This is a genomic window from Kitasatospora sp. NBC_00240, assembly GCF_026342405.1.
In the GTDB taxonomy this organism is placed as follows: Bacteria; Actinomycetota; Actinomycetes; order Streptomycetales; family Streptomycetaceae; genus Kitasatospora.
In genome coordinates, this window is record NZ_JAPEMU010000001.1 from 3231002 (window position 1) to 3255599 (window position 24598).

The following is a 24598-nucleotide window of genomic DNA, read 5'->3' on the forward strand; positions in this document are numbered from 1 at the left end:
CCTGCCGCCGCCGGCTGCCTGGCGGCAGGGCGTCGCGGCTACTCCCGTCCCATGTCCCGGTGGACGAGCACCGTCTCCACCCCGTCGGCGATGAGACGCTTCGTCAGCCGTTCGGACATGGCCACGCTGCGGTGCTTGCCACCGGTGCAGCCTACGGCAAGCGTCATGTACCGCTTTCCTTCGCGGCGGTACCCCTCGGTGACGATACGCAGCAGGTCCGTGTAGCCGTCAAGGAATTCGTTCGCCCCGGGCTGCTGGAACACGTAGTCGGCGACGTCACTGTCCGTGCCGGTGCGGGCACGCAGCTCCGGGACCCAGTGCGGATTGGGCAGGAACCGGCAGTCCACCACGAGGTCCGCGTCGACCGGCAGGCCGTACTTGAAGCCGAAGGACATCACCGTGGCGCGCAGCTCGGGCTCGTCGTGGTCGGCGAACTGGGCGTCGAGCTTGGCCCGCAGCTGGTGGACGTTGAGGTTGGAGGTGTCGATCACCAGGTCGGCCTCGCCGCGCAGCTCGCGCAGCAGGTCCCGCTCCTGGGCGATGCCGTCCACGATCCGGCCCTCGGCCTGCAGCGGGTGCGGACGGCGGACGCTCTCGAACCGGCGGACCAGCGCGTCGTCGGAGGACTCCAGGAAGACCACCCGCAGCCGCACGCCGCGCTTCTCCAGCTCGTCCAGCGAGGTCAGCAGGTCGTCGAAGAACTTGCGGCCGCGGACGTCCACCACGACGCCGATCCGGGCGACGGCGCCCTGGGAGCGCGCGCCGAGGTCGACCATGGTGGGGATGAGCGCCGGCGGCAGGTTGTCCACGACGAACCAGCCCAGGTCCTCCAGGCACTTGGCCGCCGTGGAGCGGCCGGCCCCGGACATGCCGGAGATGATCACCAGCTCCGGGGTGGTCTCCGCCCCGGGCTGCGGCCGGGCGGTACCCCCATCGTCTGTCACGGTCACTTCGCTTCCCCGCTCTCAATGGTTCTGCTGAGGAGAACGCCCGGGGCGGCGTCGCGCTTCCCCAGGTCACCCTGGGGAGTGAACGCGGGCCGCGCGGGCTGACGGGCGGCGCCGGCCGTCATGGCGTCTCCGGTTGCTGTGCGGTCGGTGGCGCTGCGGCCGGCGGCATCGTCGCCGACGGCCCTGCGGGCGGCGCTGCCCCGGCGGGCACCGCGGCGCCGCCCCCGGTCACGGCGCCCTCGTCGGCGCCGTCGTCAAGGATCTCTCCGGTGGCGGTGTTCACCGCGAATGCCGCAGGTGTACGGGAGGCCAACGCTGCCGCAACAGTCTCGGCGGTGCGCCGGCCGATCCCCGGGACCTCGCAGAGCTCGTCCACGGTGGCCGCCCTGAGCTTCTTCAGCGAACCGAAGTGCTTGAGCAGTGCCTGGCGGCGAGTCTCGCCCAGGCCGGGTACGGAGTCCAGCTCCCCGGCGGTGAGTCGCTTGGAACGCTTGCTGCGCTGGTAGGAGATCGCGAACCGGTGCGCCTCGTCGCGGACCCGCTGCAGCAGGTACAGGCCCTCGCTGCTGCGGGGCAGTACCACCGGGTCGTCCTCGCCGGGCAGCCAGACCTCCTCCAGGCGCTTGGCCAGGCCGCAGAGGGCGACGTCGTCGATGCCCAGCTCGTCCAGCGCCCGGCGGGCGGCGGCGACCTGCGGCTGGCCGCCGTCGACCACCAGCAGCTGCGGCGGGTAGGCGAACCGGCGCGGGCGGCCGGTCTCCGGGTCGATCGGGCCGGCGGGCAGCTCGCCCGCGGCCGCCGCACCGGTGCCGGTGCCGTTGGCGTCGGCCGGCTGCTGCTGCCCGGGGTCGTCGGCCTCCGGGACGGCCCACTCGCCGGTCTGCTCACGCTCCTGGAGGTAGCGGCGGAACCGCCGGCTGATCACCTCGTGCATCGAGCGGACGTCGTCCTGGCCCTCGAAGCCCTTGATCTGGAACCGCCGGTACTCGCTCTTGCGGGCGAGTCCGTCCTCGAAGACCACCATCGAGGCGACCACGTCCTCGCCCTGCAGGTGCGAGATGTCGAAGCACTCGATGCGCAGCGGCACCGAGTCCAGCTCCAGCGCGTCGGCGATCTCCTGCAGTGCCCGGCTGCGGGTGGTGAGGTCGGAGGCGCGCTTGGTCTTGTGCAGGGCCAGCGACTGCTGGGCGTTGCGCTCGACCGTGGCCATCAGGTCCTTCTTGTCGCCGCGTTGCGGCACCCGCAGATCGACCTGGGAGCCGCGCAGGCCGCTCAGCCACTCCCGGACCGGCCCCGCCGGCTCGGGCATCGCCGGCACCAGCACCTCGCGCGGGACGCTCTCCGCGCCGCCCCCGTACAGCTGTTGGAGGGCGTGCTCGACCAGCGCCGCGGTGTCCACGTCCTCGACCTTGTCGGTGACCCAGCCGCGCTGCCCGCGCACCCGGCCGCCGCGGACGTGGAAGATCTGGACGGCGGCCTCCAGTTCGTCCTCGGCGAGGGCCAGCAGGTCGGCGTCGGTGCCGTCGGCGAGGACGACGGCGTTCTTCTCCATCGCCCGCTTGAGGGCGCCGATGTCGTCGCGCAGCCGGGCCGCCTTCTCGTACTCCATGTCGGCGGCGGCGTCCCGCATCTGTTCTTCCAGCCGGCGCAGGTAGTTGCCGGTGCGCCCGGCCATGAAGTCGCAGAACTCCTCGGCCAGCTCGACGTGTTCGGCCTGCGAGATCTTGCCGACGCAGGGCGCCGCGCACTTGCCGATGTACCCGAGCAGGCAGGGCCGGCCGACCTGGGCCGCCCGCTTGAAGACGCCGTTGGAGCAGGTGCGGACCGGGAAGACCCGCAGCAGCAGGTCGACCGTCTCGCGGATCGCCCAGGCGTGCCCGTACGGACCGAAGTAGCGCACGCCCTTCTTGTGCGCCCCGCGCATCACCTGAACCCTCGGGAACTCCTCGTTGAGGGTCACCGCGAGCTCCGGATAGCTCTTGTCGTCCCGGTACTTGACGTTGAACCGGGGATCGAACTCCTTGATCCAGGAGTACTCCAGCTGCAGCGCCTCGACCTCGGTGCCGACCACCGTCCATTCGACGGAGGCGGCGGTGGTGACCATCGTCGCGGTACGGGGGTGCAGGCCGGCGATGTCCTGGAAGTAGGAGGACAGCCGCGGACGCAGGCTCTTGGCCTTGCCGACGTAGATGACCCGCCCGTGAACGTCGCGGAACCGGTAGACACCGGGTGAGGTCGGGATCGCGCCCGGGGCGGGGCGGTAGGTGGACGGGTCAGCCATGGGTCTACCGTACCGAGTCGGCCGGACATCCCGGGGCCCGGTTCACGGTTCGGTCGGCCGGTCCGGCGGCCGGTCCGTCCGCAGGTCGGGCGGTGGGTCCGGCGGCAGGGCGGGCGGCGGGCCGGACGGCATGCCGGGGCGCGACGTCGGGTGCCGGGGCGGGTGGTGGGTCCGGCGGGCGCTCAGCGGGCGGCGCCGCGGTTCAGCAGGTCGACGCCGAGCGGGGTGATCGAGTGCAGCACCGCGCCGCCCCGGCGGCGGGTGATGATCAGATTGGCATCGCGCAGCACGCCCGCGTGCTGACTGGCGGCCGCCGGGGAGATGTTGAGCCTGCGGGCCAGCTCCCCCGTGCTGCAGCCCTGCGCGACCACGTCCAGGGCCGCCGCCCTGGTCCGGCCCAGCAGGGCGCCGAGGGAGCGCCGGGCCTCCGTACCGCCGTCCTGGTCCCCGTCCGCCCAGAGCGCGGCCGCGGTGAGCGGGTCGCCCAGCGCCGGGACGCCCAGGACCGGCGGGGCGGCCTCGTCCGTCAGGTCGGTCAGCAGGACGGCCTGCCCGCCCAGGAACACCGTCGGTGCCAGGACGAGTCCGCGGCCGCCGAGCCGGACGTCGGCGTCCCGCGGGTACCGGACCCTCAGCACCGGCGCCTCCCAGCGCACCAGCGCCGGGCAGACCGTCTCCAGCAGCCGTTCGACACCGCCGTCCAGGACGGTGCGCGCGTATCCGGCCTTCACCGCGTCGAGGTGTCCGCGCATCCGGTGCCAGTGCGGTTCCACCAGGACCCGGTAGCAGGTGTCGAGCGAGTCGGCCAGCACCTCCCTGGCCTCCCGGTCGCCCTCCATCAGCGCCCGTGACCAGCGGGGTTCGGCCCGGGGCAGGGTGAGGTGCTCGATCTCCAGCCGCACCAGCGAGTCGGCGGCGGACCGCAGCTGCTCCGTGCCGGCCTCGATGGAGGGCCCCGAGCCGGCGAGCGCGGTCAGGTCGAGCAGCTGGCCGGGGCCGGGCACCAGCGAGACCAGCGGCCCGAGTACGTCCCGGAGCCGGCCGCCGAGCTGCCTGCTCAGCTGCCTGCGCCAGGGGCGGAAGGCCACCGGGCCGGCGCGGCAGAGCAACTGGTCGAGCGCGTGGCCGGTCTCGGCGGCCGCCCCGACCGTGCCGGCCACCCTCGTCCTGGCCAGGTCGTCCGCCGTGAAATGGATCCGCAGCATGGTCCTCCCCTCCCCCGGAGGCTTCCGCCCCCGCCCCGGCTGCAGTCTCGCGGGTCGGACGCACGCCGTCCAGCAGGGCCTTTAAGGCTCCGCCGAAAGGCCTGCCGGTCACCTGCTCCCGGGCCGCAGGCTGGAGTTGTCCGGCCCGAAGGGGAGCCCGGCCGGCGCCCCCGACAGGGGTGGGGGCGCATCCGGGCATCCGTCCCCGCGTGTCCAGGGGCGATCACCGACCGGACCGTTCACCCGTCACCGTTCACCTCGAAGAGGGAGTGCCCAGCATGAGGAAGATCTCCACCGTTGTGGCCGGCGCGGCCGTGGCCGCGCTCGCCGCCCTGCTGCCGTCCACCGCCCAGGCCGCACCGTCGCAGCTCTCGGCGGACGGCAACCTGCACGCCTACCTGGGCGTCAACCGGAGTGCGCAGTGCGCCCAGTGGGAGGGCAACTCCTCGAACTGGGGGTCGTGCGCCAACGTGACCCACTCGCTCTGGAACAACGGCGTGGACGACGGAATGGGTGACGTCCTGGTCTACTGGGGCACCGGCTACACCGGCGCCTACCGCTGCATCAACACCGGCACGGTGATCGACGACCTGTCGACGGTGACCTTCAACCGCGGGAGCGGCGGCGGGCGCGGCGAGACCCTGGAGAACAACATCGCCTCCCACAAGTGGGTCCCGTCCGGCACCTGCTGAGGGCCGGCACCGCACAGGCCCCGGTCGGCCGAGGCGCCGGTCGCCCGGGGCCCGGCCGCTCGGGGGGAGCGGCCGAGGCGGCCGGGGCCGATCAGGCGGGCGTCACCTTGAGGGTGCCGCCCTCCACCGCCACCTGGTACGAGGGCAGCGGGGTGGGCGCCGGGCCCGTCCCCTGGACCGAACCGTCGGTGATGCTGAACCGGCTGCCGTGGCACGGGCAGAGGATCTCGTTGTTCTTGACCTGGTCGACGATGCAGCCGGCGTGGGTGCACTTGGCGCTGAAGGCCTTGTACTGGCCCTCGGTCGGCTGGGTGACGACGATCTTCTTCTCGCGGAACACCTTGCCGCCGCCCACCGGCACCTCGCTCGCCGGGCCGACCTCGACCGGGCCGGCCGCGGCGCCGGCGGAGTCGCTCGAGGACGAGGAGCCGCAGCCGGAGACGGCGAGCGCACCGCCGCCGGCGAGCACGGCGGCCGCCCCGCAGAGCAGGGTGCGGCGGGTGGTGGCGGGGCTCGGCTGGGCCTCGGACATCGGTGGCTGCTCCCTGCTCGTACGGTCGGATCTGCCGCGGCCGGCCCTGGCGGGTTCGGCTCGGGGCTCCCGTTGTCGGGCGGCCCGCCGGTCGCGTCCGCATTCTACGGCGCGAGACCGTGCCGCCCGCCCCGGGTGGGCCGGGGGCGGACGGCACGGGGCCTGGGTTACTTCTTGGCGGCGGCGCGCTTGCGGGGCGCCTTCACCGGTGCGGGCGCGGGCGCGTCACTGACGTCGGGCAGGATGTCGCGCAGGAACTTGCCGGTGTGGCTGGCGGGCACGGACGCGACCTCCTCCGGGGTGCCTTCGGCGACGATGGAGCCGCCGCCGGAGCCGCCCTCGGGGCCCATGTCGACCACCCAGTCGGCGGTCTTGATCACGTCGAGGTTGTGCTCGATGACGACGACCGTGTTGCCCTTCTCGACCAGCCCGTCCAGCACCTTGATCAGCTTGCTGATGTCCTCGAAGTGCAGGCCGGTGGTGGGCTCGTCCAGCACGTAGACCGTCCGGCCGGTGGAGCGCTTCTGCAGCTCGGAGGCGAGCTTGACGCGCTGCGCCTCACCGCCGGAGAGGGTCGGCGCGGACTGGCCGAGCCGGACGTAGCCGAGGCCCACGTCGTTGAGGGTGCGCAGGTGCCGGGCGATGGCCGGGACGGCCTCGAAGAAGGCCAGGCCCTCCTCGATCGGCATGTCCAGCACCTCCGAGATGGACTTGCCCTTGTAGTGGACCTCCAGCGTCTCCCGGTTGTACCGGGCGCCGTGGCAGACCTCGCACGGCACGTAGACGTCCGGCAGGAAGTTCATCTCGATCTTGATGGTGCCGTCGCCCGAGCAGTTCTCGCAGCGGCCGCCCTTGACGTTGAAGGAGAAGCGGCCCGGCAGGTAGCCGCGCACCTTCGCCTCCTGGGTCTCCGCGAACAGCCGGCGGACGTGGTCGAAGACGCCCGTGTAGGTGGCCGGGTTGGAACGCGGGGTGCGGCCGATCGGCGACTGGTCGACGTGCACGACCTTGTCGACCAGGTCGGTGCCGGTGACCCGGGTGTGCCGGCCGGGCACGCTGCGCGCGCCGTTCAGCTCCCGGGCGAGGTGGGTGTAGAGGATGTCGTTGACCAGGGTGGACTTGCCGGAGCCGGAGACACCCGTGATCGCCGTGAACGTCCCGAGCGGGAAGCCCACGGTGACGTCCTTGAGGTTGTGCTCGCGGGCGCCGTGCACCACCAGCTGGCGCTTCTTGTCGCGCGGCCGGCGGGCGGCCGGGATCGGGATGGACCGCTTGCCGGACAGGTACTGGCCGGTCAGCGACTCCTTGTTGGTCAGCAGCTGCTTCAGTGACCCGGAGTGCACCACCTTGCCGCCGTGCTCGCCGGCGCCCGGACCGATGTCGACCACCCAGTCGGCCATCTTGATGGTGTCCTCGTCGTGCTCGACGACGATCAGGGTGTTGCCGATGTCCCGCAGCCGGACCAGCGTCTCGATCAGACGGTGGTTGTCACGCTGGTGCAGACCGATGGACGGCTCGTCCAGCACGTAGAGCACGCCGACCAGGCCGGAGCCGATCTGGGTGGCGAGGCGGATCCGCTGGGCCTCACCACCGGAGAGGGTGCCGGCCGCGCGGTTGAGCGAGAGGTAGTCCAGGCCGACGTCGACCAGGAACCGCAGCCGCTCGTTGACCTCCTTCAGCACCCGCTCGGCGATCTGCTTGTCGCGGCGGTCGAGCTTCATCGCGCCGAGGAAGTCGGAGCAGTCGCTGATCGACATCGCCGACACGTCCGCGATCGAGCGGCCCTGCACGGTGACCGCCAGCACCACCGGCTTGAGCCTGGTGCCCTCGCAGGTCGGGCAGGGCACCTCGCGCATGTAGCCCTCGAAGCGCTCGCGGCTGCTGTCGCTCTCCGCCTCGGTGTGCCGGCGCTGGATGAACGGCACCGCGCCCTCGAAGCCGGTGGTGTAGGAGCGGTCGCGCCCGTAGCGGTTGCGGTAGCGGACCTCGACCTGGTGCTTGTGGCCGTACAGCAGCGCCTTCTTCGCGCGGGCGGGCAGCCCGGCCCAGGGGATGTCGGTACGGAAGCCCAGCTCGCCGGAGAGCGCGTCGATCAGCCGCTGGAAGTACTCCTTGGTGTGGCCGCCGGACCACGGGTGGATCGCGCCCTCGTCGAGGGACTTCTCCTCGTCGGGGATGACCAGCTCGGGGTCGACCTCCATCCGGTTGCCGAGGCCCGAGCAGTCGGGGCAGGCGCCGAACGGGGAGTTGAAGGAGAAGGAGCGCGGCTCCAGCTCCTCGAAAGAGACGTCGTCGTACGGGCAGTAGAGGTGCTCGGAGAACATCCGCTCGCGCTCGGGGTCGTCGTCCGGGAGGTCGACGAAGTCGAGCACCACCATGCCGCCGGCCAGCTTGAGGGCCGTCTCTACGGAGTCGGTCAGCCGGCGCTTGGCGCTGTCCTTGACGGTGAGGCGGTCGATGACCACCTCGATCGTGTGCTTCTCCTGCTTCTTGAGCTTGGGCGGCTCGGCCAGCTGGATCGTCGCGCCGTCCACCCGGGCGCGGGCGTAGCCCTTGGACTGGAGGTCGGCGAACAGGTCGACGAACTCGCCCTTGCGCTCCCGCACGACCGGGCTCAGCACCTGGAAGCGGGTGCCCTCGGCCAGCTCCAGCACGCGGTCGACGATGGCCTGCGGGGACTGCTTGGCGATCGGCCGCGCGCAGTGCGGACAGTGCGGCTTGCCGATCCGGGCGAACAGCAGCCGGAGGTAGTCGTAGACCTCGGTGATGGTGCCGACGGTCGAGCGGGGGTTGCGGTTGGTCGACTTCTGGTCGATGGAGACGGCCGGGGAGAGGCCCTCGATGAAGTCGACGTCGGGCTTGTCCATCTGCCCGAGGAACTGCCGGGCATACGAGGACAGCGACTCGACGTAGCGCCGCTGCCCCTCCGCGAAGATCGTGTCGAAGGCCAGCGAGGACTTGCCCGAGCCGGAGAGGCCGGTGAAGACGATCAGCGAGTCGCGCGGGAGGTCGAGGGAGACGTTCTTGAGGTTGTGCTCGCGAGCACCGCGGACGATGAGGCGGTCGGCCACTGCTTCTGGCGCCTTTCTCCGGTGGGCTTCTCACTCAGTGATTTGGCTGAGGACTCTCACCCAGATGCCAACGAGCGCGGAGGGCCCGTTCTTCCGGTGTCCCAGTCTCGCAGCTTGGGACGGCCAGCCTACTAGCTCAGGCGTTCGATTATCGAGCTTGTCCAGTGGAGACCACCCGAACGGGTGACGGCGGCCCGGCCCCGCCCGACCCCGCAACCCGGACAACCCCCCAGGTGAACCGGCCAATCCGGGCCGCCGCACCGGATATCCGCCCCACCGCCCGGCGGATCGGCGATAGCGTCGTACCACTCAACGAGCGGCCGCCCCGGCAGGCACGCGGCCAGGGCGACACCCAGCGGTCCACGCGTCACCGGACAGGGCACGACAGACCCGGGCGGGTTCGGACCGGCCGGGCGACACCTTCGGAGGGGAACACCATGACCGACACCGACCACTCGGCACCCAGCGCTCCCGACATCGCGGCCCGGGCCGCGGCGGCGAGCCTGCTCCTGGTCGCCGACAGCACCGCCCAGCTGCTGCGGACCGTCGCCGCACTCGACCCGGAAGCCCTCGCCGGTCCCTCGGCCCTGCCCGGCTGGACCCGCGGCCACGTCCTCGCGCACATCGCCCGCAACGCCGACTCGCTGGTCAACCTCCTCGACGGCGCGCGCACCGGCACGGACATCCCGCAGTACGCCACCCCCGAGACCCGGGACCGGGACATCGAGGCCGGTGCGCCGCGACCGCTCGACGTCCAGCTCGACGACATCCGTGCCTCCGCCCTGCGCTTCACCGCGGCCGCCGCCGAACTCGACGACAAGGCCTGGACGGCGGAGGTCCGCCACCGCGCCGGCTTCACCTTCGAGGCGTCCGAGATCCCCTGGAGGCGCCTGATGGAGGTCGAGTACCACCACGTCGACCTGGACGCCGGCCACACCCCCGCGCACTGGCCGCGGGAGTTCGCCACCGCCGAGTTCCGCCGGCTGGCGGCCAAGCTGGACGGCGCGCCCGGACTGCCCGGCGTCCAGCTGGTCGCGGAGGACACCGGGGAGCGGGCCCGGATCGGCGACCGGGACGGCGAGCCCGCGCTGACCGCCGAGGGCCCGGTGCGGGCGCTCACCGCCTGGTTGTCCGGCCGGTCGGCCGGCGACGGCCTGCAGGTCCACCAGGACGGCCGGCAGCTCACCGACCCCCGCACCGCGCTGCCCGGGCTTCCGCCGCTCGGCTGAGCGCGCCACGATGGGAACGCCGGGACTCGCGGCGCGGGCGGGGACCACGCGATGATCACTGCAGAGCCAGGAGTCCTGCCCTTCGGCAGCACCCGAGACCAACGAGGAGCGCCCCGATGACGTACCACGGAGCGGTGAAGGTCGGCGGCCCGCCGGACGTGCGCGAGCTGGCCCACCTGATCATCAGCAAGGTGGCCGTCGGCCCGTACGACAACAACGCCTACCTGCTGCGCTGCCGGGCCACCGACGAGCAGCTGCTGATCGACGCGGCCGCGGACGCGCCGGTACTGCTGGAGACCGTCGGCGACCGGCTGGCCACCGTCGTCACCACCCACCGCCACCACGACCACTGGGGCGCGCTGGCCGAGGTGGTGGCCGCGACCGGCGCCCGTACCGCGGCCGGCCGGATCGACGCCGAGGCGGTGGACGTCCCCACCGACCTGCTGCTGGACGACGGCGACGTGCTGCGGGTGGGCCAGGTCGAGCTGACCGTCCGCCAGCTGGTCGGGCACACCCCCGGGGCGATCGTGCTGGTCTACGACGACCCGCAGGGCCACCAGCACGTCTTCACCGGCGACTGCCTGTTCCCCGGCGGGATCGGCAACACCTGGGGCGACCCGGCGGCCTTCGAGAGCCTCTTCCGGGACGTCAACGAGAAGATCTTCGACGTGCTGCCGGACGAGGCCTGGGTCTACCCCGGCCACGGCGCCGACACCACGCTCGGCGCCGAGCGCCCGAAGCTCGGCGAGTGGCGCGAGCGCGGCTGGTGACACGACGGTGGGGCCGCCCCCGGTCGGGGCGGCCCCACCGACCGGTCCGGCGATCGTCAGAAGTCCCCGTAGTTGACCTGGAAGGTCGGCAGACCGAGCCGGCGCCAGAGCGCCACCACCCGGTCCCGGTCGTCGAGGCTGACCCGGACGGCGAAGCGGTGGCGGACGTGGGCGTCGAAGAGGTCCAGCTTCACCGCGTCGTCCCGGCGGGTGTCCCCCGCCGCGCGCATCCACAGCTCGTCGTACGGCACGCTGTGGGTGGCCAGCCAGGCCTCGGTCTGCGGCCGGTACTCCTCGCTGCGACCGGACAGGACCACCACCTGGTGGCCGGCGTCCCGGTACAGCCGGACGGTGTCCGCGACCGCCGGGTTGAGGGCGTCCTCGTCGCAGTGCTGGAAGTCGTACGGCCCGCGCGAGACGTTCAGGGCGAGCGTGCCGTCGATGTCGACCATCACCGCCGACGGCAGCCCCTCGGCGGGCACGTACGGCTGCACCGGGATCGTCTCGGCCATCCACTCGGCGGTGAGCCGCCAGCCGCTGCGCCGGGCCGAGCGGTGCCGCTGGTCCAGCCGCCGGATCGCCTCCTCGCCGACCGGGTCGGCGCGGGCGGCGTCGCGGGCCAGGCACTCCTCCAGCGGGACGTCGGTGAAGTCGTGGACGACGAACGTGATGTCGTCCGCCTGGGCCAGGACGGCCTTCAGCCGGCCGGCCATCCCCGAGGTCATGTGGGTATTGTCGACGATCACGTCGAAGCCGTCCCGGACGGCGGCCAGGATCGCGGCCTCCTGGACGGCCATCGCGGTCTTCTCGTGCTTGTGGCTCCAGGCCCGCTCCCCGCCGTGCTCGTCGAGCATGGCGCGGATGTCGTCCATGTTGACCCGGCGCATGGTGCCCCGGGAGTCCGCCAGGAGTTGCAGGGCCCGGGTGGTCTTCCCGGAGGCGGGCAGGCCGGTGGTGAGGTGCACGGTGGGCATGGTTCAGCCTTCGTCGTCGGTCTTGAACGGCGCGTCGCCGCGGGGCTTGACGGCCCTCCAGGCCATGTCGGTGACGTCCCGCCCGTCGTAGAGGCGGAACATCGCGGCGGGCAGGCGGGACTTCTTGGCCTCGGCCGCGAAGGACTTGCGGTCCAGGCCGGCCGGGATCAGGGCGAAGTCCGCCCCGGCCCGGGCCACGAACTCGGCGGCCTGGGCGCGCTGGCGGTCGGCGATCTGCTCCACCCAGTCCCGGAACTCGTCCGGGACCCGGTCGAACAGCGTCCCCGGCTCGCGGCCGGCGGCCAGCGCCTCCCAGACCGTCTTCTCGTTGGTGCCGGTGTAGAGGCGGTGCAGCGCGAGGTAGGCGGTCAGCTTGAGCTTGGCCCGGACGCCCGAGGCGAACCGGATGACGTAGCCCTCCTCCTGCGTCCCGCCGACCTGGTCGCCGTCCATGGAGGTGTCCGTCGCGGCGCGCTTCTCCAGCTCCGCGACGTCCGAGCTGAGCCCCCAGCTCCGGACCGCCGGGCCGATCGGCGCCCAGTGCTCGGCGGCGGCCGCCAGCGGCTCCTCGGTGCCGTCGGCGGGCCGGTACGCGGCGAGCAGCACCAGCTCCTGGCGGGCGCCGTAGTCCACGACGATCCGGTTGCCGGGGTAGATCGCCTCGGCCAGGTAGGTGAGGCCCTCGTCGAGGCCGCTCGTGTCGGAGCGGTCCAGGACCTGCTGCGCCCACCGGGCCTGCTCGGAGATGAACGAGCCCTTGGAGGCGGCGTGCCAGCGGCCGGCGTGGTGGAAGACGATGGCCAGGCTGCCGTCGGCCTTCTCGAAGACCTCGAAGGGCTCCGCGGGCAGCTCCGGCGCGAAGTCGTGCAGACCGTGCATCGCCGTCACGAAGATCTTCGGGAACGGCAGGGCGACCACCTCGCCGCTCGCGTCGTCGGCGATCAGGCCCCGGCAGCGCATGGTGACCGGGGTCCAGACATGCCCGTACTGACAGATCGGCGTGTAGGTGTAGATCGAGATCGGCAGCGTCGGGTGCGGCTTGCGGGTGACGTGTCCGGCCTCGATCGCGGCCGCGAGATCCGCGGCGTCGAAGAGGTCGTCGAGGGTCGGACGGGTCGGTACGGGAGTCACGGGAGCCTGCTTTCGGTGGTCTGCCCGCGATTGTGCCCCGAATAGCGGTACGACTGCCGGGAAATATTACCGAGCCGTCGAGGGCGGGCCGCACGGAGACACCCACCGGCCGGGCCCGTCGCGAACCGGCCGTCCACCCGAGGAGCCGTCAGCCGAAGCGACCGTCAGCCACCGGGCCACAGGCGGCCGGACCGCCCCCGGGAATGCGAGCGAGAACGTGACCGGGAACGCGCTCGGTGCAGCGGACGGGAAGCCACCGCTGAACGTGACACGTACGCGAACGCGAACGGCCCCGCGGACCGGTGTTCCGGTCCGCGGGGCCGCCTCGCCCGCCCGAGGGCGTCAGACGTCGATCTTCTCCTGCCGCTCGCCCGCCGCGGCCTCCTGCCGCTTCGAGGCGATCAGGCTGGCCACCGTGGTGACGGTCAGGACCACCACGATGAAGCCGAGCGAGAGCGGGATGCCGATCTCCGGCACGTGCAGGCCGCTCTCGTGCAGGGCGTGCAGCACCAGCTTCACGCCGATGAAGCCGAGGATCACCGACAGGCCGTACGACAGGTAGATGAGCTTCTTCAGCAGACCGCCGATCAGGAAGTACAGCTGACGCAGACCCATCAGGGCGAAGGCGTTGGCGGTGAAGACGATGTACGGGTCCTGGGTCAGGCCGAAGATCGCGGGGATCGAGTCGAGCGCGAACAGGACGTCGGTCGTGCCGATCGCGATCATCACGATCAGCATCGGCGTCATCAGCCGGCGGCCGTTCTCCCGGATGAAGAGCTTGGTGCCGTGGTAGACGCTGGTCGACGGGAAGCGCCGCTCGATCGTCTTGAGCAGGCGGTTCTCCTCGAACTCCTCCTCCTCGCCGGCCCGGGCGTCCTTGATCAGCTTCCAGGCCGTCCAGATCAGGAAGGCGCCGAAGATGTAGAAGACCCAGGAGAACTGCGTCACCAGGGCGGCACCGCCGGCGATGAAGACCGCGCGCAGGACCAGCGCGATGATCACACCGAACATCAGCACACGCTGCTGGTAGATCCTGGGCACCGCGAACTTGCCCATGATCAGGATGAACACGAACAGGTTGTCGACACTCAGCGACTTCTCGGTGATGTACCCGGCGAAGAACTCCGTGGCGGGCTGCGAGCCCGAGTGCCACCAGAGGAATCCGCCGAACATCAGGGCCAGGACGATCCAGACCCCCGTCCAGATTCCGGCCTCCTTGATCGAGACCTCATGGGGCTTTCGACCGCCGATGAAGAAATCGGCCACGATCAGGGCGATCAACACCCCGATGGTGCCGACCCACATGGATACGGAAACGTCCACTTCTGCTGCTCCTCCGGCAGATAGGCGAGACAGTCATCGTCACTGCCGGAGGTCTCTTCCGCCCGTCGGCCCCACGAGCCGGGGCAGACGGACCAGCGCCCCGGGAAACCTGGAACAGGCGTCCGTGATGACGGGAACACTGCGGGGGAATACTCCCCTCCGCTGCGCCCAACACTAACAGGAAGCCCAAGAAAAGGTAAAGAAGGTAAAAAGCTGGCCCGTACCCGCCCGCCGGCAGGACCGTACGAAGGGGCCCGGCCTGTCGGAGGGCCCCAGCGGGGCCGGGGCGCGGGGCGCGGGATCAGTGCAAGGGAGTCGGCGCGGCGGGGGTGGGCGCACCGGAGTCGGCACCGTGGGATCGGCGCCGTGGGTCGGGCGGGCGGATCGGCGCGGCGGAATCCGGGCCGGGCTCAGAGGAAGGGGTCGATCGCGGGCAGCATGTCCTGGAAGGTCCGGGCCCGGGCGGGCGCGCCGATCGCCTGCATGCCCCAGCCACCGGACTCCTCCCGGAACACCTTGGCCATGATCTGGCCGGTGTGCGGGCCGCCGCCCGCCAGCTCGTAGCGGGCCAGCTCCTGGCCGGTGCTCTCGTCCACCAGCCGGCAGTGCGCGTTCTGCACCTCGGCGAAGGTCTGCCCGGTGTACGAGCTGACCGTGAAGACCACCTGGGTGATGTGCACGGGCACGTGCCCCAGGTCGACCAGGATCGACTCGTCGTCGTCGCCCGCCCCGGCACCGCCCACCAGGTTGTCGCCGGTGTGCCGCACCGAGCCGTCGTTGCTCTCCAGGTGCTGGAAGAAGACCACGTCGGACGGGGTCTTCTCGGCGTAGAGCAGCGCGGAGGCGTCCAGGTCGATCTGGCGGGTGCGGCTGCCGAACAGGCCGCGCTTGGGGGCGGCCCGCCAGCCCAGCCCCATCCGGACGACGGTCAGGGACTCGCCCGAACTCTTCTGCAGACTGACCGACTGTCCCTTGGCCAGGTTCACCGACACGGTGCTGTCCTCTCTCCTCGGCCACGCGGGTCGGTATCCCGCGCCGGCTCCACGGCGGAACACCCCGTTGCCGTCCCCCGGCTGAGGCCCCCTGGTACCGGCCCCGGACCGCCTCCGGCCGCCGGCCGGCCGGCGGCACGCTGCCGACACCCGCAGGCAAGCCTATGGCCTGCGGATGTCGCCGCCGTGCAGGACGGACCGTTTGTACCAGTCCCGGGACACCCCCGGGGTCGGCCGCGCCGGCCGGCTCAGGCCATGCCCGCCTCGCGCATCTGACGCAGCTCCTTCTTGAGTTCCTTGACCTCGTCCCGGATCCGGGCCGCGACCTCGAACTGGAGGTCGGTGGCGGCCGCGTGCATGCGCTCGGTCAGCTGTTGGATCAGGTCGGCCAGCTCGGTGGCCGGCAGGCTCTTGGCGGGCTTGCGGTCGGCCCCCAGGGCGGGCACCGGGGCCTTGCCCTTGCCGCTGCCCCGGTAGCCGGTGGAGAGCAGCTCCTCGGTGTCGATCTCCTCGCGGCTGAGAGTGGCGAGGATGTCGCCGATCTTCTTGCGGAGCGGCTGCGGGTCGATGCCGTGCTTGGCGTTGTACGCCTGCTGGACCTCCCGGCGGCGGTTGGTCTCCTCGATGGCCTTCTCCATCGCCGGGGTGATCCGGTCCGCGTACATGTGGACCTGGCCGGAGACGTTACGGGCGGCCCGGCCGATGGTCTGGATCAGCGAGGTGCCGGAGCGCAGGAAGCCCTCCTTGTCCGCGTCCAGGATGGCGACCAGGGAGACCTCGGGCAGGTCGAGGCCCTCGCGGAGCAGGTTGATGCCGACCAGGACGTCGTACTCGCCGGCCCGCAGCTCGCGCAGCAGCTCGACCCGGCGCAGGGTGTCGATGTCGCTGTGCAGGTACCGGACCCGGATGTCGAGGCCGAGCATGTAGTCGGTGAGGTCCTCGGACATCTTCTTGGTCAGGGTGGTGACCAGGACGCGCTCGTTGCGCTCGACCCGCTTGCGCACCTCGTGCACCAGGTCGTCGATCTGGCCCTCGGTCGGCTTGACCACGATCTCGGGGTCGATCAGGCCGGTCGGGCGGATGATCTGCTCGACCACGCCGTCGCCGCGGGACAGCTCGTACTTGCCCGGGGTCGCCGAGAGGTAGACCGTCTGGCCGGTGCGCTCCAGGAACTCCTCCCACTTGAGCGGGCGGTTGTCCATCGCGGACGGCAGCCGGAACCCGTGCTCGACCAAGGTCCGCTTGCGGGAGGCGTCGCCCTCGTACATCGCGCCGATCTGCGGGACGGTGACGTGCGACTCGTCGATGACCAGGAGGAAGTCCTCCGGGAAGTAGTCGAGCAGGGTGTTGGGGGCGGTGCCCGGCTCGCGGCCGTCGAAGTGCATCGAGTAGTTCTCGACGCCGGAGCAGGTGCCGATCTGGCGCAGCATCTCGATGTCGTAGGTGGTCCGCATCCGCAGCCGCTGGGCCTCCAGCAGCTTGCCCTGCTTCTCCATCCGGGCGAGCGTCTGCTCCAGCTCCTGCTCGATGCCGTTGACGGCCCGCTCCATCCGCTCCGGGCCGGCCACGTAGTGGGAGGCGGGGAAGATGTGGACGGAGTCGTCCTGGCTGATGATCTCGCCGGTGAGCGGGTGCAGGGTGTAGAGCGCCTCGATCTCGTCGCCGAACATCTCGATCCGGACGGCCAGCTCCTCGTAGACCGGGAAGATCTCGATGGTGTCGCCGCGGACCCGGAAGGTGCCCCGGGTGAAGGCGAGGTCGTTGCGGGAGTACTGGATGTCGACGAAGCGGCGCAGCAGGACGTCCCGGTCGATCTCCTCGCCGATCTTGAGCTGCACCATCCGGTCGACGTACTCCTGCGGCGTGCCGAGGCCGTAGATGCAGGAGACCGAGGCGACCACGACCACGTCGCGGCGGGTGAGCAGCGAGTTGGTCGCGGAGTGGCGCAGCCGTTCGACCTCCTCGTTGATGGAGGAGTCCTTCTCGATGTAGGTGTCCGTCTGCGGGACGTACGCCTCGGGCTGGTAGTAGTCGTAGTACGAGACGAAGTACTCGACGGCGTTGTTGGGGAGCAGCTCGCGGAACTCGTTGGCGAGCTGGGCCGCCAGGGTCTTGTTGGGCGCCATCACCAGGGTGGGCCGCTGGAGCTTCTCGATCATCCAGGCGGTGGTGGCCGACTTGCCGGTGCCGGTGGCGCCCAGCAGGACGACGTCCTGCTCGCCGGCCCGGATGCGGCGCTCCAGGTCGGCGATGGCCGCGGGCTGGTCGCCGTTGGGCTGGTAGGGGCTGACGACCTCGAAGGGCGCCACTGTCCGCTCAATGCTCGTGATGGGTCGCACGCCTCCACCGTAAGGCCCGGCACCGACAATCCGGCGGGGTTCCGCGGGCACGGGCGGCCGGGGGCGGCGGCGGGCCCTTCAACCGGGCGGGAGAACGTGTCATCATTCGATGACATCAGCTGATGACATCGAATGACGACAAGGAGCACCCCGTGCGCCCCGGCACCCCCAGCGCACCGGTCCTGGCCGACCCGCGGACCGTACGCGGCCGGGCCCTGGTCCCCGTCCTGGTCTTCCTCGGCATGGTCGTCGCCGTGGTCAGCAGCCTCGGCGCACCGCTGGTGCCGACCGTCGCCGCCGACTACGGCGTCTCGCTGGGCGGCGCGCAATGGTCCCTCACCATCACGCTGCTGGCCGGCGCGGTGGCCACGCCGGTGCTCAGCCGGCTCAGCGACGGGCCGCACCGGCGCCGGGTCGTCCTCGGCGCGCTGACCCTGATCGTCACCGGCTGCGTGCTCGCCGCCCTGCCCGCCGGGTTCCCGCTCCTGCTGGCCGGCCGGGCACTGCAGGGCATCGGCCTCGGCCTGACCCCGCTGGCGATGGGCGTCGCCCGCGACCACCTGCCCGCCCTGCGGGCCCGGTCCGCCGTCGCGACGCTCTCCGTCACCACCGTCGCTGGTGTCGGGCTCGGCTACCCGCTGACCGGGATGATCGCCCAGCACCTGGGCTTCCACGCCGCCTTCTGGGTGGCCGCCGCGGCCGGCGCCACCGTGCTCGCCGCCGCCGCGTTCGTGCTGCCCGCCAGTACGCACCGCCCGCACCGCCCGCTGGACGCCCCCGGCGCCGTCCTGCTCGGCCTCGGCCTCGCCGCCCTGCTGGTCGCGCTGAGCGAGGGCGGGCAGTGGGGCTGGACCTCGGCCCGGCTGCTGGCGGTCGCCGCCGTCGCCCCGCTGGCCCTCGGCGCCTGGGTCCGGCACGAGCTGCGGACGGAGCATCCGCTGGTCGCGCTGCGGCTGCTGCGCAACCGGGCCGTGCTGGCCGCCGACGTCACCGGCCTGGTCGCCGGCGTCGGCATGTACTTCCTGATGTCGCTGGTCATCCGCTACGTGCAGACCCCGGTCTCGGCCGGGTACGGGCTCGGCCGGTCCGTGGTGGTCGCCGCCCTCACCCTGCTGCCGTTCTCGGTGGCCAGCGTCGGGGCCAGCCGGGTGGCCCCGCTGATCGGCCGGCGGTTCGGCGCCCGGGCGGTGATGCCGGCCGGCGCGCTGGCCTTCGTGGTCGCGATGCTGGTCTTCTGCTTCGCCCGCTCCGGCCTCTGGGAGATCTTCCTGCTGATGGGGATCGCCGGCCTGGGGGTGGGGTGCACGTTCGCGGCGATGCCCGCCTTCATCGTCAGCGCCGTCCCGCCCGGCGAGACCGGCAGCGCGCTCGGCGTCAACCAGGTGCTCCGGGTGATCGGCGGCTCGATCGGCAGCGCGCTCAGCGCCGGCATCCTGACCGCCCACACCACCCCGCCGGCCCGGCTGCCCGCCGAGAGCGGCTACACCGTGGCGACGCTGGTCGGGATCGGCGTCTGGGTCTTCGCCGGGCTGGCCGGCCTGCTGCTCCCGGCCCGCCGGCCGGGCGGGGAAGGCGCCGCCGTCGCCCCCGCCACCCGGGACGGCGCGGACGTCTCCGACGGCGCCGCCGGTAAGGTCACCGCCGGGGCCACCGGCAGCGGGCCGGACGGCGGCGAGGGGCACGGCCAGGACGGCAACCGGCCCGGACGCGTCCCCGCGGACCATCGGGAGGGCCGATGACGGACACCAACCCTGCGGCGGCGGCCACGCCCCGCCGCCGGGACGCCGAGGGCAGCCGCCGGGCGCTGCTGGACGCCGCGCGGGCCCTGTTCGGCGAGCGGGGCTTCGAGCGGACCACCGTCCGGGAGATCGGCGAGCAGGCCGGGGTGGACCCGGCCCTGATCGCGCGCTACTTCGGCAGCAAGGCGGCCCTCTACGTGGCCGCGCTGCACAGTGACAACGACCCCGAGGGGCCGTTCACCGACCTCCTCGCCCCCGGCCGGCTGGACGAGGTGCTCGCCAAGGTCGACCGGATGGGCCCCAGCCCCGTACTGCAGGCCGCCGTCCGCCCGCACGACGACCAGGTCGTCCAGCGGGCCGCCCGGACGGCGCTGGCCACCCGGCTCACCGACCCGCTGGAGCAGCGGCTGGAACGCTCCGGCACCGACCGGGCCCGGCTCCGCGCCGAACTCGCGGTCGCGGCGGTCGCCGGCATCGCGCTGGCCCGGTCGGCCGGCGCCTTCGACACCCTCGGCGCCGCACCGCACGCCGAGGTGGCGGCACTGACGACGAGGATGCTCGACGCCCTGGCCGACCGGTGACCGCTCCGGTCCGGTGCTACCCCACCTTGGCGCTGTCGCGGGCCAGCGCGACCAGGCGGGAGACGGCGCGCAGGTACTTCTTGCGGTAGCCGCCGCGCAGCATCTCCTCGGAGAACACCTGGTCGAACGGGACGCCGGAGGCGGTGACCGGCAGCTCCCGGTCGTACATCCGGTCCGCGAGGACGACCAGCCGCAGCGCCGTGGACTGGTCCTCGACCGGCTTCACCCCGCGCAGGAAGACCGCCTGGACGTCGTCCAGCAGCGCGCCGTAGCGGCTGGGGTGGACCGCCGAGAGGTGCTTCAGCAGGTCGTCGAAGCTGTCCAGCGAGGCGCCGGCGGTCCGGCCGGCGGCGGCCTCGACGGCCTCGTCGGTGTACGGCGGCGGGGCCTCGGGCAGGCCGCGGTGGCGGTAGTCCTGGCCGTCGATCCGCAGCGGGCGGAAGTGCGCGGCCAGGCCCTGGATTTCGCGCAGGAAGTCGGTGGCGGCGAACCGGCCCTCGCCGAGCTTGTCGGGGAGGGTGTTGGAGGTCGCGGCGAGCTTGACGCCGTTCTCGACCAGCCGGCCGAGCAGGGTGGAGACCAGCACGGTGTCGCCCGGGTCGTCCAGTTCGAACTCGTCGATGCAGAGCAGCCGGTGCCCGGAGAGCGTCCCGACGGCCTGCTGGAAGCCGAGCGCGCCGACCAGGTTGGTGAGCTCGACGAAGGTGCCGAAGGCCTTGGGGCCGGGGGTGGCGTGCCAGAGCGAGGCCAGCAGGTGGGTCTTGCCGACGCCGTAGCCGCCGTCGAGGTAGACCCCGGACGGGCCGGCGGGCACCGGGGCGGTGCGGCGGAACCAGCTGCGCTTCGGCGCGGTGCTCGCGTGGTTGAGGCCGGCCGCGAACTCCTCCAGGACCTGCACGGCCTCGTACTGGCTGGGCTGGGTCCGGTCCGGCAGGTAGCTGCCGAAGCTGACGTCGGAGAAGCGCGGCGGCGGGACCATCTCGGCGACCAGCCGCTCGGCGGGCACCACCGGGCGGCGGTCGGTCAGCGCGAACGGGGGCACGGCGGTCGCGGCGCGGTCGCCGGCCGGGTTCGGGACCTGGTCCGGGGTCGCTATTGCGTCGGGGCGGGAGGCTGCGGGCACGTTAGTAGAGGGTACGCCTGGTGGAAGACTGGCTCTCATGCAGCAGCTGATCTCTCCCCTGCCCCGGCCCGAGCCGGGTGCCGCGCCACCCGATCCGGCGTCGCTGGAGTCGCTCGCGGCCGTCTACGCGTACCCCGACCAGGTGAATCACGGCCGGCCGTGGCTGCGCGCCAACATGGTGGCCGGTCTGGACGGCGGCGCGCGCCTGGAGGGACTCTCGGAGGGCCTGTCGGGAGACGCCGACAAGCGGATCTTCGGGGTGCTGCGGGCGCTCTCGGACGTGGTCCTGGTGGGCGCGCAGACCGTCCGGGCCGAGGGGTACCGGCCGGCCCGGGCCCGGGCCGAGTTCGGGGCCGCCCGGCAGGCGGCGGGGCAGGCGCCGGCGCCGGTGATCGCGATCGTCAGCCGCTCGCTGGAGCTGGACCTGGCGGCGCCGCTGTTCACCGAGCCGCTGGTCAGGACGGTGGTGATCACCACCGAGGACGCCCCGGCCGGGGCTCGGGCGGCGGTCGCGGAGGTGGCCGACCTGGTGCTCGCGGGCCGGGGCTCGGTGGACCTGCAGGCGGCCGTCGCGGCGCTGGCCGCGCGGGGCTGGACCAGGCTGCTGACCGAGGGCGGCCCGCGGTTGCTGGGGCAGCTGGCGGCGGACGGCCTGCTGGACGAGCTGTGCCTCTCGGTGGCGCCGCTGATCACCGGCGGCGACGCGCCGCGCATAGTCCACGGCGCGCAAATGCCGGACGTGCAGCGGATGCGACTGGTGTCATTGATCGAGCAGAAAGGTTTCCTCTTCACCCGTTACCTGCGTCCGCAGGCCTGGTGATCCAGCTCCCCTGTGGCGGCTGTGCCGTGTGTGCAGCGTGAGGAAAGCTTCCTCCGGGCAGTATGGGACTGGACGCCGGACCCGGGGGCCTGCCACTGGAAGGGACTCACGTGTTCAAAACCGTACTGATGATCGAGAAGGCACTCTCCGATGCCGATGTGGAACTCGTCACCACGCTCCACAGCGAGGAGAAGGTCTCCTTCATCGTCCTGATGCAGCCACGCGGCAAGCAGGACGAGCTGCTCCGCGCGCTCGACGACGTGGCGCTGGGACACCTGGACAAGGTGGTGCACGAGCACGACGAGTCGGACACCACCCCCACCCTCGCCAGTGAGTCGCTGGAGCACAGCCTGCGCCACCTGCGCGAGGCCGGCGCCGACGCCACCGGCGAACTCGTCGAGGACAAACCCCTGGACCGCCTGCGCTCGGTGGTCGAGGCGAACACGGCGGACGAGGTGGTGGTCCTGACCTCCCCGCACTTCGTCGAGGAGTTCTTCCACCGCGACTGGGCCTCCCAGGCCCGGCACAAGGTGGGTGTCCCGGTCCTGCGACTGTTCGCCAGCGACTCCTGACCCACTCCCCCGGTGGTGCAGAATCGTCCTTGCGGCCGGTCCACGTGACCGGTCCGCGAGGACGATCCGCCCCGTGGTCCCCCTGCCGCCCCAGCCCGTACGGAGCCCCGCCTTGAACGACGCCGCGCACGACCTGCACGCCCCGCACTTCATCGGCATCGGCGGGGCCGGCATGTCCGGACTGGCGAAGATCCTCGCCGTCCGTGGCGCCCAGGTCTCCGGCAGCGACTCCAAGGAGTCCGAGACCGTCCTCGCCCTGCGCGCCCTCGGCGCCCAGGTGCACGTCGGCCACGCCGCCCAGAACGTCCCCGCCGGCGTCAGCAGCGTCGTCGTCTCCAGCGCCATCCGCGAGGACAACCCCGAACTGGCCGTCGCCCGCGAACGCGGCGTCCCGGTGGTGCACCGCTCCGACGCCCTCGCCGCCCTGATGGGCGGCCGCCGCGCGCTCGCCGTCGCGGGCACCCACGGCAAGACCACCACCACCAGCATGCTCGCCGTCAGCCTCGCCGAGCTGGGCCTGGACCCCTCGTACGCCATCGGCGGCGACCTCGACGCCCCCGGCAGCAACGCCCACCACGGCACCGGCGAGATCTTCGTCGCCGAGGCCGACGAGAGCGACCGCAGCTTCCACAAGTACGCCCCCGAGGTCGCCATCGTCCTCAACGTGGAGCTCGACCACCACGCGAACTACGCCTCGATCGAAGAGATCTACGAGTCCTTCGAGACCTTCGCCGGGCGGATCACCCCCGGCGGCACCCTGGTGATCTCCGCCGACCACGCCGGCGCCCGCGAACTCACCTCTCGGCTGGCCGGCCAGGGCGGCCTGAACATCGTCACCGTCGGCGCCGCCGAGGACGCCACCGTCCGGGTCCTCTCCGTCGCCGCCCGGGGCATGACCAGCGAGGTCACCGTCCTGCTCGACGGCGCCGAGCTCACCTTCACGGTGTCCGTGCCCGGCCGCCACTACGCCCACAACGCCGTCGCCGCACTGGCCGCCGGCGCCGCCCTCGGCGTCCCCGCCACCGACCTCGCCAAGGCACTGGGCGCCTACACCGGCGTCCGCCGCCGCCTCCAGCTCAAGGGCGAGGCCGCAGGCGTCCAGGTGATCGACTCCTACGCCCACCACCCGACCGAGATGACGGCCGACCTCGAAGCCGTCCGGGAGGGCCTGGACGGCCAGGGCCGGATCCTGGTGGTCTTCCAGCCCCACCTGTTCAGCCGCACCCAGCAGCTCGCCGAGGAGATGGGCCAGGCCCTCGCGCTCGCCGACAGCTCCGTCGTCCTGGACATCTACCCCGCCCGTGAGGACCCGATCCCCGGCGTCACCAGCGAACTGATCATCGACGCGGCCCGCCGCGCCGACGCCCGGGTCACCGCCGAGCACGTCTTCGACGCCGCCCCCGCCGTGCTCGCCGGCCTCGCCCGGCCCGGCGACCTGGTGCTCACCATGGGCGCCGGCGACGTCACCAACCTCGGCCCGGAAATCTTGAAGCACCTCGCGAACGTTGCAACCAACGCCTGACGTCGCCACCCATGCCCGACGTCCGACCGACCGGGAGCCCGCCGTGAGCAAGAAGATCGAGAAGACCGACGCCGAGTGGCGCGAGCAGCTCAGCCCCGAGGAGTACCACGTGCTCCGCGAGGCCGGGACGGAGCGCCCGTTCGTCGGCGAGTACACCGACACCAAGACCGTCGGCGTCTACGGCTGTCGCGCCTGCGGCGCCGAACTCTTCAGCTCGGAGACCAAGTTCGACAGCCACTGCGGCTGGCCGTCGTACTACGCCCCGCTCGCCGAGGACCGGGTCCAGTACATCGAGGACACCACCCTCGGCATGCGGCGCGTCGAAGTCCGCTGCGCCACCTGCGGCGGCCACCTCGGCCACGTCTTCGAGGGCGAGGGCTACGGGACGCCCACCGACCAGCGGTACTGCATCAACAGCATCTCGCTGACACTGAAGCCGGCCGAGGACTGATCGCGCACAGCACAGGGCCCCCGACATGACACCGCCAAGCGTCATCACGTGGTCCTGCTTCAGCGCGGGAATCGCATCACCGGTCGGTCTCTGTCCTCCTCCGACCCGGATTCACCGCTGACGCTTGAACTCACGGTGGATCGAACGGTGATCACCGGCACGTGGACCGAGCAGACGGCGGAGGACGGCTACTACGTCAACACCGGACCGTGGTCGTTGGTGTTCAAGGACGCCAGCACGGGTAAAGCGGCTGTCGAGAGGTACAGCGTGCCTCCGGAATAGCATGGGGTCTCCTCCTCAC

The 24598-nt window shown here is 72.1% G+C and carries 20 protein-coding genes and 1 pseudogene; 10 read left to right on the top strand and 11 right to left on the bottom strand.

Annotated features, from left to right (window positions below; genetic code table 11):
* Positions 1 to 38: 38 nt before the first annotated feature.
* The 3 genes from rapZ to OG689_RS13685 all read right to left on the bottom strand — a co-directional run bounded on the left by rapZ (position 39) and on the right by OG689_RS13685 (position 4436).
* A complete protein-coding gene (rapZ, locus tag OG689_RS13675; RefSeq protein WP_266320448.1) occupies positions 39 to 950 on the bottom strand; it encodes an RNase adapter RapZ in 912 nt (303 codons plus the stop codon).
* Between the two features lie 118 nt (positions 951 to 1068).
* A complete protein-coding gene (uvrC, locus tag OG689_RS13680; protein WP_266320450.1) occupies positions 1069 to 3231 on the bottom strand; it encodes an excinuclease ABC subunit UvrC in 2163 nt (720 codons plus the stop codon).
* 182 nt (positions 3232 to 3413) lie between these two features.
* On the bottom strand, positions 3414 to 4436 hold the full coding sequence (locus OG689_RS13685; RefSeq protein WP_266320451.1) for a winged helix-turn-helix domain-containing protein: 1023 nt from the start codon (positions 4434 to 4436) through the stop codon (positions 3414 to 3416).
* Positions 4437 to 4714: 278 nt separating this feature from the next.
* Here OG689_RS13685 and OG689_RS13690 point away from each other — a divergent pair, with 278 nt between their 5' ends.
* On the top strand, positions 4715 to 5128 hold the full coding sequence (locus OG689_RS13690; protein ID WP_266320452.1) for a hypothetical protein: 414 nt from the start codon (positions 4715 to 4717) through the stop codon (positions 5126 to 5128).
* Positions 5129 to 5219: 91 nt separating this feature from the next.
* Here OG689_RS13690 and OG689_RS13695 read toward each other — a convergent pair whose 3' ends face one another.
* Complete coding sequence (locus OG689_RS13695; protein ID WP_266320453.1) at positions 5220 to 5660, bottom strand: Rieske (2Fe-2S) protein; 441 nt, start codon at positions 5658 to 5660, stop codon at positions 5220 to 5222.
* Positions 5661 to 5827: 167 nt separating this feature from the next.
* Positions 5828 to 8731 carry an excinuclease ABC subunit UvrA gene (uvrA, locus tag OG689_RS13700; RefSeq protein WP_266320454.1) on the bottom strand — a complete coding sequence of 968 codons (2904 nt, stop codon included), beginning with the start codon at positions 8729 to 8731 and terminating at the stop codon, positions 5828 to 5830.
* 437 nt (positions 8732 to 9168) lie between these two features.
* On the opposite strand from uvrA, the gene OG689_RS13705 reads away from it, so the two are divergent.
* Together OG689_RS13705 and OG689_RS13710 are read left to right on the top strand one after the other, a co-directional pair.
* On the top strand, positions 9169 to 9960 hold the full coding sequence (locus OG689_RS13705; protein ID WP_266320456.1) for a maleylpyruvate isomerase family mycothiol-dependent enzyme: 792 nt from the start codon (positions 9169 to 9171) through the stop codon (positions 9958 to 9960).
* Between the two features lie 116 nt (positions 9961 to 10076).
* The gene (locus OG689_RS13710; protein WP_190214825.1) at positions 10077 to 10730 is read left to right on the top strand and encodes an MBL fold metallo-hydrolase; all 654 of its coding nucleotides are present in this window, start codon (positions 10077 to 10079) and stop codon (positions 10728 to 10730) included.
* 56 nt (positions 10731 to 10786) lie between these two features.
* Here the strand turns inward: OG689_RS13710 and OG689_RS13715 are convergent, their stop codons facing one another.
* The 5 genes from OG689_RS13715 to uvrB all read right to left on the bottom strand — a co-directional run bounded on the left by OG689_RS13715 (position 10787) and on the right by uvrB (position 17489).
* Positions 10787 to 11704 carry an AAA family ATPase gene (locus OG689_RS13715; RefSeq protein WP_266320457.1) on the bottom strand — a complete coding sequence of 306 codons (918 nt, stop codon included), beginning with the start codon at positions 11702 to 11704 and terminating at the stop codon, positions 10787 to 10789.
* A 3-nt stretch (positions 11705 to 11707) separates the two neighbouring features.
* Complete coding sequence (locus OG689_RS13720; RefSeq protein ID WP_266320459.1) at positions 11708 to 12835, bottom strand: RNA ligase; 1128 nt, start codon at positions 12833 to 12835, stop codon at positions 11708 to 11710.
* A 342-nt stretch (positions 12836 to 13177) separates the two neighbouring features.
* The gene (locus tag OG689_RS13725) at positions 13178 to 14158 is read right to left on the bottom strand and encodes a TerC family protein (protein WP_266320460.1); all 981 of its coding nucleotides are present in this window, start codon (positions 14156 to 14158) and stop codon (positions 13178 to 13180) included.
* 410 nt (positions 14159 to 14568) lie between these two features.
* Positions 14569 to 15150, bottom strand: a complete 582-nt coding sequence (locus OG689_RS13730) for a TerD family protein (protein ID WP_266320461.1) — start codon at positions 15148 to 15150, stop codon at positions 14569 to 14571.
* 248 nt (positions 15151 to 15398) lie between these two features.
* A complete protein-coding gene (gene uvrB / locus OG689_RS13735) occupies positions 15399 to 17489 on the bottom strand; it encodes an excinuclease ABC subunit UvrB (RefSeq protein ID WP_266320462.1) in 2091 nt (696 codons plus the stop codon).
* A gap of 122 nt (positions 17490 to 17611) precedes the next feature.
* Here uvrB and OG689_RS13740 point away from each other — a divergent pair, with 122 nt between their 5' ends.
* Both OG689_RS13740 and OG689_RS13745 read left to right on the top strand, forming a co-directional pair.
* Positions 17612 to 19228 carry an MFS transporter gene (locus OG689_RS13740; RefSeq protein WP_266320463.1) on the top strand — a complete coding sequence of 539 codons (1617 nt, stop codon included), beginning with the start codon at positions 17612 to 17614 and terminating at the stop codon, positions 19226 to 19228.
* Positions 19225 to 19809: a TetR/AcrR family transcriptional regulator gene (locus OG689_RS13745; protein ID WP_266320464.1), complete on the top strand. Its 585-nt coding sequence runs from the start codon at positions 19225 to 19227 to the stop codon at positions 19807 to 19809. The genes OG689_RS13740 and OG689_RS13745 overlap by 4 nt, the downstream gene beginning before the upstream one ends.
* A gap of 16 nt (positions 19810 to 19825) precedes the next feature.
* Here OG689_RS13745 and zapE read toward each other — a convergent pair whose 3' ends face one another.
* Complete coding sequence (zapE, locus tag OG689_RS13750; protein ID WP_266327103.1) at positions 19826 to 20905, bottom strand: cell division protein ZapE; 1080 nt, start codon at positions 20903 to 20905, stop codon at positions 19826 to 19828.
* Between the two features lie 64 nt (positions 20906 to 20969).
* Here zapE and OG689_RS13755 point away from each other — a divergent pair, with 64 nt between their 5' ends.
* The 5 genes and pseudogenes from OG689_RS13755 to OG689_RS13775 form a co-directional block, all read left to right on the top strand.
* Positions 20970 to 21752, top strand: a complete 783-nt coding sequence (locus OG689_RS13755) for a pyrimidine reductase family protein (RefSeq protein WP_266320465.1) — start codon at positions 20970 to 20972, stop codon at positions 21750 to 21752.
* Between the two features lie 110 nt (positions 21753 to 21862).
* Complete coding sequence (locus OG689_RS13760) at positions 21863 to 22324, top strand: indole-3-glycerol phosphate synthase (protein ID WP_266320466.1); 462 nt, start codon at positions 21863 to 21865, stop codon at positions 22322 to 22324.
* Between the two features lie 112 nt (positions 22325 to 22436).
* On the top strand, positions 22437 to 23846 hold the full coding sequence (gene murC, locus OG689_RS13765; RefSeq protein ID WP_266320472.1) for a UDP-N-acetylmuramate--L-alanine ligase: 1410 nt from the start codon (positions 22437 to 22439) through the stop codon (positions 23844 to 23846).
* 43 nt (positions 23847 to 23889) lie between these two features.
* Complete coding sequence (msrB, locus tag OG689_RS13770) at positions 23890 to 24297, top strand: peptide-methionine (R)-S-oxide reductase MsrB (RefSeq protein WP_266320473.1); 408 nt, start codon at positions 23890 to 23892, stop codon at positions 24295 to 24297.
* Between the two features lie 39 nt (positions 24298 to 24336).
* Positions 24337 to 24579 (top strand): annotated as a pseudogene (locus OG689_RS13775) (XRE family transcriptional regulator); the annotation flags it as partial.
* Positions 24580 to 24598: the final 19 nt, after the last annotated feature.

Bases quoted from the DNA above. Each gene is read 5' to 3' on its own strand.
- OG689_RS13755 (WP_266320465.1), top strand. From the start codon at position 20,970: ATGCAGCAGCTGATCTCTCCCCTGCCCCGGCCCGAGCCGGGTGCCGCG.
- OG689_RS13685 (WP_266320451.1), bottom strand. From the start codon at position 4,436: ATGCTGCGGATCCATTTCACGGCGGACGACCTGGCCAGGACGAGGGTG.
- OG689_RS13715 (WP_266320457.1), bottom strand. From the start codon at position 11,704: ATGCCCACCGTGCACCTCACCACCGGCCTGCCCGCCTCCGGGAAGACC.
- OG689_RS13710 (WP_190214825.1), top strand. From the start codon at position 10,077: ATGACGTACCACGGAGCGGTGAAGGTCGGCGGCCCGCCGGACGTGCGC.
- OG689_RS13740 (WP_266320463.1), top strand. From the start codon at position 17,612: ATGACATCGAATGACGACAAGGAGCACCCCGTGCGCCCCGGCACCCCC.
- OG689_RS13745 (WP_266320464.1), top strand. From the start codon at position 19,225: ATGACGGACACCAACCCTGCGGCGGCGGCCACGCCCCGCCGCCGGGAC.
- OG689_RS13695 (WP_266320453.1), bottom strand. From the start codon at position 5,660: ATGTCCGAGGCCCAGCCGAGCCCCGCCACCACCCGCCGCACCCTGCTC.
- uvrC (WP_266320450.1), bottom strand. From the start codon at position 3,231: ATGGCTGACCCGTCCACCTACCGCCCCGCCCCGGGCGCGATCCCGACC.
- OG689_RS13690 (WP_266320452.1), top strand. From the start codon at position 4,715: ATGAGGAAGATCTCCACCGTTGTGGCCGGCGCGGCCGTGGCCGCGCTC.
- OG689_RS13705 (WP_266320456.1), top strand. From the start codon at position 9,169: ATGACCGACACCGACCACTCGGCACCCAGCGCTCCCGACATCGCGGCC.